Here is a 1,662-nt window from a genome sequence, read left to right as displayed (position 1 = left end):
AGTTACATAATTTATTTATAGAAAAGTATATGAATAGAGTGCACTATTTTTCGAGTAACGATCTTTCCATTGGTCATTATCTTAAATTAGTAGAGGAACGAATAACTGAATTGTCACAAAGTTCTATGCACATGGAACTTGTTGATATAATCGAATTATGGAGTATACGTAAATTACTTGAAGGGGATTGTCGCTTGACAACATGGACGAATGAGAAATACCAAGAACTGAAAGCCGCAACTAGTTCATATAATGCAATCATTGCTAAATATATAAATTCGCTTGTTCCTAGTTGCATTAAAGAGTCCTACTCTAAGCTAGATGGGGTATATAAAAAATATTTTTGGAAAATAGTCTCGCAGTTTAAATGTTTCAAGATCATTCTGCCTGAAACGTTGTCGGACATAATCAAGGAAAATACAAATGATTTACGTGCTGTACTATCATGCAAAGAGCTGGTTGACAAGTTTAAGAATGAGATAAAGAAGGTCTTGATGGAAAGTGAAGAAACTGCACACATTTTACTTGATAAATATGTGTCACGGCCATTAGGACATTCTGACAATGAAATCTACTTGCCTTCAAACTTATCAGTAGCTGACAGTGAGAGAATAATACAAATATATTTAGCTAGTTCTGATCCAAATTTAAATTATGTGCGGCTTATTTGTCAAGCTAAAAACCAAGATGGTAAGTTTGTTTTATCTGCCAAAACTCGATTGGTTGCAAAGAGACTAGAAAAACGGCTGAATATGGAGCTGTTGGACAATCCGCAAACTGCAATGGCAACGTTTGAATTCAGAATGGCTTTTATTAACGAAGAAAAGGCTCCCCCTTTTACTTCAAGTAATGAAAATGGGCTGCTAACGTATACTTACAATATAAATGGTATAAGCAAGTATAAAGATGAAGAGCTTCTCTTTTACTGTTATCGCAGTTTTGATTGGTTGAACGAGCACTTTATGTTGAATTTGATAAATAAACATTGCGAGATGGGAGGTTTAGAATACCTCTACTTATGGATAAAAGTAGTACGGCATACCCTGATTATAGTAGTTTTAGGCACAAAAATATGATTGCACTTTATCAGCTATATGGCTTTTGTCAAAGCCTTAATCGCCAAGATCGGCTGCTTGAGAACGGCCTATGTAAATTTTATAGCGAAACCCTTAAAAACAAAGTTGGCTATCCAAGTATAGAAATAAAACTTCCTAATAGCAATGACGATTGGCTCACAAAATGTAGAATGATATTTCCAGAGTTAGATAATGTTGCAAGACAGTTTAATACTTTTGTAGAAGAGGACGAGATTGACCCTGAATATTTAGAATTGTTGAGGCCAATGAAGATGACGGACGCAAAGAGTCTTCTCGTAAGCAAATATTGTGAGGCAAATAATAATAGCAAGGATATTGGGAACATATTGAATAATCTATTTGATTCAGGCTCTTTGCTTGACTATGTAGAGCCGTACAAGAATGAGTCGCTTGGTTCTTTTGTGAATCTGATGGAGCATAAAAAGGTGAATTATAACAATTATGAGGAACACCAGAAATATAAAATAGACTTTCTGATAGACTTAGACATTGTCCAAGTAGAAAAGGATGGAACGTTAGTGTTTGTGAATCATTCTATAATAGAAGTTCTCAGTAAGCATCCAAT

General features: G+C 34.5%; 1 protein-coding gene and 1 pseudogene. Both read left to right on the top strand.

The window, feature by feature from the left end; translation table 11 throughout:
- A partial coding sequence (locus tag BN93_RS07210; RefSeq protein WP_020424296.1) for a hypothetical protein occupies positions 1 to 1,076 on the top strand: 1,076 nt, incomplete at its 5' end.
- Positions 1,073 to 1,662, top strand: a pseudogene (locus BN93_RS17935) (hypothetical protein); the annotation flags it as partial. The gene BN93_RS07210 and the pseudogene BN93_RS17935, both read left to right, overlap by 4 nt.

The sequence above is a fragment of the Prevotella conceptionensis 9403948 genome (genome assembly GCF_000312305.1).
Lineage (GTDB): Bacteria > Bacteroidota > Bacteroidia > Bacteroidales > Bacteroidaceae > Prevotella > Prevotella conceptionensis.
Note: the sequence above shows the minus strand (reverse complement) of the source record. Positions and strands in the feature narration are given on the sequence as shown.